The sequence below is a fragment of the Ralstonia sp. UNC404CL21Col genome (genome assembly GCF_000620465.1).
In the GTDB taxonomy this organism is placed as follows: Bacteria; Pseudomonadota; Gammaproteobacteria; order Burkholderiales; family Burkholderiaceae; genus Ralstonia; species Ralstonia flatus.
Genome location: NZ_JIBE01000008.1, coordinates 125,437 through 132,204 on the forward strand (window position 1 = coordinate 125,437; position 6,768 = coordinate 132,204).

Sequence of the window (6,768 nt, forward strand, 5' to 3'; positions counted from 1 at the left end):
CTCAGTGCGAGTGGCGCGGCACGGCGGCGCCACGGCAGCCGACCAGGAAATCGAGGTCGCAGCCCTCGTCGGCCTGGAGCACGTGATTGACGTACAGGCGCTGGTAGCCGCCGCCTTCACCATGGGAGCGCGGCGCCTGATAGGCCGCCATGCGGCGTGCAAGTTCGGCGTCGTCGATGTCCAGGTGCAGCGTGCCGGCCTCGCAGTCGAGTTCGATCCAGTCGCCGTCCTGCACCGCGGCCAGCGGCCCACCAGCGGCAGCTTCGGGCGCGACGTGCAGCACGACTGTTCCGTAGGCGGTGCCGCTCATGCGCGCGTCGGAAATGCGAACCATGTCCTTCACGCCCTGGCGCAGCAGCTTGGGCGGCAGGCCCATGTTGCCGACCTCGGCCATGCCCGGATAGCCCTTCGGCCCGCAGTTCTTCATCACCAGCACGGAGCTGGCGTCCACCTCCAAGGTCTCGTCGACGATGCGTTCCTTGTAGTGTTCAAGGTTCTCGAACACGACCGCACGGCCGCGATGCCTGAGCAATTCCGGACTGGCCGCCGACGGCTTGAGCACCGCACCGCGCGGCGCGAGATTGCCGCGCAGCACGCGAATGCCGCCATCGTCGATCAGCGGATTGGTGAGCGGCCGGATGACTTCGTCGTCGGTGATGGGCGCGCTTTTGACGTTCTCCCACAGCGTCTTGCCGTTGACCGTCAACGCATCGGGGTGCGGCAGAAGCTTGGCCTCGCCAAGGCGGCGCAGCACGGCGGGCAGGCCGCCGGCGTAATAGAACTCCTCCATCAGGAAGCGCCCCGAGGGCATCAGGTCGACGATGGTCGGGGTGTCCCGGCCGATGCGCGACCAGTCTTCCAGCTCAAGCGGCACGCCGATGCGCCCCGCAATTGCCTTGAGGTGGATCACCGCGTTGGTCGAGCCGCCAATGGCCGCGTTGACGCGGATGGCGTTCTCGAATGCAGCGCGCGTGAGGATCTTGGACAGCGTCAGCCCTTGCAGCGCCATCTCGACGATGCGGATGCCGGACATGTGCGCAAGCACGTAGCGCCGCGCATCCACTGCGGGAATGGCTGCGTTGTGCGGCAGCGATGTGCCGAGCGCTTCGGCCATGCAAGCCATGGTGGACGCCGTGCCCATCGTGTTGCAGGTGCCGGCCGAGCGCGACATTCCGGCTTCGGCTGACAGGAAGTGATGCAGGTCGATCTCGCCCGCCTTGAGCGATTCGTGCAGCTGCCACACCGCCGTGCCCGAGCCGATGTTCTTGCCGTCGAGCTTGCCGTTGAGCATCGGCCCGCCCGTCACGACGATCGCCGGCACGTCGCAGCTGGCCGCGCCCATCAGCAGGGCGGGCGTGGTCTTGTCGCAGCCGGTGAGCAGCACCACCGCGTCGATCGGGTTGCCGCGAATCGCCTCTTCCACATCCATGGCCGCGAGGTTGCGCGTGAGCATGGCGGTCGGGCGCAGGTTCGATTCGCCGTTGGAGAACACCGGGAACTCCACCGGAAAGCCGCCCGCCTCGTAAATGCCGCGCTTGACGTGTTCGGCCAGCTTGCGGAAATGCGCATTGCACGGCGTCAGTTCCGACCAGGTATTGCAGATGCCGATGATCGGGCGGCCGTCGAATTCGTGGTCGGGGATGCCCTGGTTCTTCATCCAGCTTCGATACATGAAGCCGTTCTTATCGGCAGTGCCGAACCATTGGGCCGAGCGCAGCTTGGGTTTCGATTCCGACATGGGTGCGTGTGTCACGGACGTGGTTGTCGAGGCGCGCGCGTCGACCGGCAGCGCGGCACTTGGCAGTGCGCGCGGCACGTCCGTTGTCTCCGGTGTGGTTGTGGTTTTTTGATCGGACCGAGTGTACGGAGCGCCCTGATATCCTTCCAATGAAATATTGGCCGTGACCGATATCCGATTTGATATCTCGAGGAAGACCCGATGTCGAACAGCCCCTGGTACGTCCGCGCGCGCCTGAAGACGCGACAACTGCTGCTGCTGATCGCGCTGGCCGAGGAGGGCAACATCCACCGGGCCGCCGCCGCGCTCAACATGACGCAGCCCGCCGCTTCCAAGCTGCTGCGCGAGCTGGAAGCCATGCTGGATGTGCAGCTGTTCGAGCGCATGCCGCGCGGCATGCGGCCCACGCGCTATGGCGATGCGCTGATCCGGCACGCGCGCGCAGTCGTCGGCAGCCTGGACCAGGCGCAGGAGGAAGTGCTCGGCCTCAAGGCCGGCCACTTGGGGCATGTGGCGGTCGGCACGATCACCTCGCCGGGCGTGCGGCTGTTGCCGCCCGTGGTGGCGCAAATCACGCGCGAGCATCCGGGGTTGCGGGTGTCGCTTGAAATCGAAAGCAGCAACGTGCTGCTCGAACGCCTCGCGCAGGACAAGCTCGACCTGGTGGTCGGCAGGCTGTTTGCCGAGCACGACAAACTGCACCTGCGCTACGAGCCCCTGGCCGACGAACCGGTGGTTGCGGTGGCGCGGCCGGGGCATCCGCTGCTGGCAGAACCGTCGCTGACCTTGGCCGATGTGCAGCCCGCCACCTGGGTGGTGCCGCCCATCGGCAGCGTGCTGCGTCACCGGTTCGATCTGATGTTCCAGCGGGAGAGCCTGACAGCGCCGTCCAGCGTGGTCGAAACCTCCGCGCTGCTTTTCCTGACGCGCATCCTCGAGCAGAGCGACATGCTGGCCGTGATCGGCACCGACGTCGCGCAGTACTACGCGTCGTACCGCATGCTGGCGATTCTTCCGATGCCCATGCCGTGCCAGATGGACGATTTCGGCATCATCACGCGCACGGACCGGTTGCTGTCTCCGGCGGCCCTGCATGTAGTGCAGGCGCTGCGCGACGCAGGCCGAACCGCTTACGGCGCGGCTTGATGGCCCTCGTAAAAAAAGCCCGCAATTGCGGGCTTTTCTCTGTGCAGCGATGACGTTCAGGCTGCCGGTACGGCGCCCTGCGGCGTGAGGTGATTGACCGCTTCGGGCAGGCCTTCGGCAAGCTGGCTGGCGAGATCGCCCTCGTTGATGCCGAAGTTGGCCGCCAGTTTCGACACCTCCTCCAGCGCGCCCGTGCCGCTCAGTGCCTGCGTGATCTGCTCGCCCGACACCGGCAGGTTCTGACCATTGCCGATCCACGATTTGACCTGTTCGCCCAGACCGGCTTGTTCCAGGATTTGCTGCAGCGGCCCAAGGCCACTGACCGCCGCCTGATCCGCATTGCCGTTGCCGCCGCCCAGCAAACCGCCGAGCAGACCGCCCAGGCCACCGGCTCCGCCTGCACCGCCGAGCAGACTGCCCAGCGCGCCTGCACCGCCTGCCGCACCGAGCAAGCCACCCAGCGAGCCGAACAGGCCGCCGCCCTGATCTTCCTGCCCCTGCGGCGCCGCTGCATCGCCCGCGCCTTGCGACTTGTGCTTCATTGCCAGGTAGGCCAGCACGCCCACGGCCAGCAGCACCTTCTTGTTGCCCAGCAAGGACGATTGCGCGCCGCTGGCGTCATTGCCGCCGCCGAGAATCGAATCGAGTAGACCCATGATGAAGCTCCTTTGGTCAATGGCGGGCACGGGGGATGAGGCCCGCCGGGGGATCAAACGGTCAGTGTTTCGTCGTCAGAACTTAGAACTCGCCGAGCACGGCGTGCAGCGCGGAGACGGCAACAAGCGCCGCCGATTCCGTTCTCAGAATACGTCGCCCGAGTGTCAGTGGTAAGAAACCGGCAGCCTCGGCAAGCGCTTCTTCGTCGGGGGAGAGGCCACCCTCGGGGCCGATCAGCAGGACGATGCCGTTGCCTTCGATGTGCGTGCGCGACTGCACCGCCCACTGCGTGAGCGACTGCGTGCCGCGCGGTGACAGCAACACGCGCGGCGTGTCGGTCGACTTGGCGGCGGCAAGCCATTCGCGCAGCGTGGCGACCGGCGCCACCACCGGCACGCGGGCGCGGCCGCATTGCTCGCAGGCGGCCTGCACCAGTGCTTGCCAGTGCTGCACGCGCTTGGCGGCACGCTCGCCGGAGAGTCGCACCACGCCGCGTTCGGTCTGCAGCGGCGCGACGGCATTTATGCCCAGTTCGACGGCCTTCTCGATCAGCCAATCCATCTTGTCGCCACCGGCAATGCCTTGCGCGAGCGTGATGGCGTAGCGCGCTTCGGTGTCGGGCTGCGTGGCGTCGGCAAGGCTGGCAGTGGCATCGCGCTTGTTGATGGCGTCGAGCCGCGCACGGAATTCGTGGCCGGAGCCATCGAACAGGCAGACGTCATCGCCGGCAGCCAGGCGCAGCACGTGGATGTGGCGCGTAACGGCCTCGGGCAGCGTGACGGTGGTGTTGGGGGCGAGCGGCGTGTCGACGAAAAAACGGGGAAGCCCCATTACAGCAATCCTTGTGGTGAATCGGTCAGGCGAGCAGGCGATGGCGCGATCAGGCCGCGGCGGGGCGGCAGGCGAGGCCCCAGCGGTAGCCATCGGGATCGCGCACGGCGGCGTAGCGTTCGCCCCAGAAAGCATCGTGCGGCGCCATGATGGACGCGGCGCCCTGGTCGAGCGCGTGCTGGTACACGGTGTCGACGTCGTCGCAATACAGGTGGAAACTCTGCGGGCATTCAAAGCCGGCGCCCGCGGGGGCTTTGGCGGTGGAGCCGAAGGCGCCTTCGGGCGCAAACATCAGCATGAGCTGGCTCTGGTACGTCATCTCGACGTGGATCGGGCGGCCATGGTCGTGCACTTCATCCTGCACACCGAAACCGAATGCGTTGCGATAGAAGGCGATGGCGGCCGAGGCGTCGCGCACGGTCAGGTACGGGACGAGCCACGGCGTGTTGGCGGGGCGGGGGAAGCTCATGGCGGGCTCCTTCTTCGGCGCGATGCAACCAGGGACGAGTAGTGTAGAGCGCCGGCCGCACCACAATCAAAAAGAAATCAAAACACCTCGCCTGCCGCCGACTGGTTGCGCGGCCGCCCGCCGCTGCGCGCCACTTCATCGACGAGCCATTGGCGGAACAGTGCAAAGCCTGCGTGCTCGGCCGCCTGGTGCGGGTGGATCAGGTAGTACGACAGGCGCAGCGAGGCCTCAGTCGCCAGCGGCCGCATCAGGCGCCCGGCGGCGATGTCGTATTCGACGAGGATGCCCTGGCCGAGCGCCACGCCTTGGCCGTCAATGGCGGCCTGCAGGGCCATCAGCGCCTCGGAAAACGCGGGCCCGCGCGTGGCATCGATGTGCGCGACGCCGACTTCGTCGAGCCATTGCCGCCACGTCGGATGGTGCGCGAGATGGCGTCCGCCGCGCTCGTGCAGCAGCGTCTGTGTCGCCAGGTCCTGCGGCATCCGGATCGCGGCCTGCAGCGTGGCGTTGCATACCGGAAAGAAGTCGGTGGAGGTGAACCACTCGACGCGAAGGTTGGGCGCGTTGACTTGCCGGTCGTCGATGCACAGATCGAACTGCCCGTGGTCCTGCACGTCGGCGGTCGACACCTCGACGCGCACGTGCGGGTGCTGGTTGAAGAAGCGGTACAGCCGCGGCACCAGCCACTTGGCGCCGAAGGTTGGCGGCACGGCCACGCGCAGGGGCGCATCGGCGGTGTCCATCAACAGGTCGGTGGCTTGTTCGAGCGCTCGCAGCGCGTCGCGCACGCGGGGCAGGTAGTTCTCGCCGGCGTCGGTGAGCGTGAGCTGGTTGTTGCGGCGCGCGAAGAGCTTTTTCCCCAGATGATCTTCGAGCTGCTTGATCTGGTGGCTGACGGCGGCATTGGTGACGCAAAGCTCGTCCGCGGCCCGGCTGAAACTGAGGTGACGGCCCGCGACTTCAAAGACGCGCAATGCATTAAGGGGAGGGAGGCGCCGTGGCATGCGTTCTCGTTAAGAAAAATTTAACGTCTCGCGAAGAATTTGTAGTTTGCCACGTTAAGGCGGCCCCGACTACAAATGCGCCTGGGGACGGTGACGATGCCTGGTGTGTGCCTCCAGCGATCTCAAACCACGCGACGCACCGGACCCCGCCTACAAAAACATTTCAGGAGACGTCATGAATCGAACCACCGCTGTTCGCGGGATGTCGGCGTGCGCGCTTGGGCTCACCTTCGCGCTCGCCGGCTGGACCGCTCCCGCCCTCGCACAAACCAACGTCACGCTGTACGGCCGCGTTGCCAGCGGCATCGACTACCAGAACAACGTCGCCCCCACCGCGACCTCGCCGGGCGGCAGCCTCTGGCGCGCCGCCGACAACCAGTGGGGGACCAGCATGTTCGGGTTCATGGGCAAGGAGGATCTCGGCGGTGGCCTGCAGGCAGTGTTCCGGCTTGAATCCGGCTTCGGTGCAGCCCAGGGCAAAACCAACGGCGATGCGCTCTTCAACCGCCGTTCGTACGTCGGCCTGTCCAGCCCGACCTGGGGCACGTTGACGGCCGGCAAGAACCTCTTCATCAGCAACGACGTCTGGTTCCTCGACCCGACCGGCCAGCAGTTCATCGGCTCGGCGACGCTGGTGCGCGGGCGCAACTGGCCGGGCGCGAACAACATCGTCGAATATCAAAGCCCCACCTGGGGCGGCTTCCAGATCGGCCTGCAGACCGGCCTGGGCGAACAACCGGGTTCGTTCACGAACAGCCGCCGCGATGGCGTATCTGCCGTCTACACGGCCGGCCCGCTGGAAGTGCGCGCGATCTACGACGTGATCCGCGACGGCAACGGCAAGTTCAGCGACATCTTCAACTTCTCGAAGGAAGCGACCTTCGGCGGCACGTACACGATCGGCAAGGCGAAACTGTTTGCGG

The 6,768-nt window shown here is 66.4% G+C and carries 7 protein-coding genes; 2 read left to right on the top strand and 5 right to left on the bottom strand.

Annotated elements, in window-relative coordinates:
- Nucleotide 1: 1 nt before the first annotated feature.
- Nucleotides 2–1,738 carry an IlvD/Edd family dehydratase gene (locus N511_RS0117025; protein ID WP_027680384.1) on the bottom strand — a complete coding sequence of 579 codons (1,737 nt, stop codon included), beginning with the start codon at nucleotides 1,736–1,738 and terminating at the stop codon, nucleotides 2–4.
- Nucleotides 1,739–1,939: 201 nt separating this feature from the next.
- Here N511_RS0117025 and N511_RS0117030 point away from each other — a divergent pair, with 201 nt between their 5' ends.
- A complete protein-coding gene (locus tag N511_RS0117030) occupies nucleotides 1,940–2,884 on the top strand; it encodes a LysR family transcriptional regulator (protein WP_027680385.1) in 945 nt (314 codons plus the stop codon).
- Between the two features lie 56 nt (nucleotides 2,885–2,940).
- Here N511_RS0117030 and N511_RS0117035 read toward each other — a convergent pair whose 3' ends face one another.
- The 4 genes from N511_RS0117035 to gcvA form a co-directional block, all read right to left on the bottom strand.
- Nucleotides 2,941–3,540 carry a YidB family protein gene (locus N511_RS0117035; protein ID WP_027680386.1) on the bottom strand — a complete coding sequence of 200 codons (600 nt, stop codon included), beginning with the start codon at nucleotides 3,538–3,540 and terminating at the stop codon, nucleotides 2,941–2,943.
- Between the two features lie 82 nt (nucleotides 3,541–3,622).
- Nucleotides 3,623–4,372 carry a 16S rRNA (uracil(1498)-N(3))-methyltransferase gene (locus N511_RS0117040; RefSeq protein WP_027680387.1) on the bottom strand — a complete coding sequence of 250 codons (750 nt, stop codon included), beginning with the start codon at nucleotides 4,370–4,372 and terminating at the stop codon, nucleotides 3,623–3,625.
- A gap of 49 nt (nucleotides 4,373–4,421) precedes the next feature.
- Nucleotides 4,422–4,841, bottom strand: a complete 420-nt coding sequence (locus N511_RS0117045) for a VOC family protein (RefSeq protein WP_027680388.1) — start codon at nucleotides 4,839–4,841, stop codon at nucleotides 4,422–4,424.
- Between the two features lie 77 nt (nucleotides 4,842–4,918).
- The gene (gene gcvA, locus N511_RS0117050; protein WP_027680389.1) at nucleotides 4,919–5,845 is read right to left on the bottom strand and encodes a transcriptional regulator GcvA; all 927 of its coding nucleotides are present in this window, start codon (nucleotides 5,843–5,845) and stop codon (nucleotides 4,919–4,921) included.
- A gap of 175 nt (nucleotides 5,846–6,020) precedes the next feature.
- On the opposite strand from gcvA, the gene N511_RS24330 reads away from it, so the two are divergent.
- On the top strand, nucleotides 6,021–6,768 hold a 748-nt coding region (locus N511_RS24330; protein WP_037027101.1), incomplete at its 3' end, for a porin.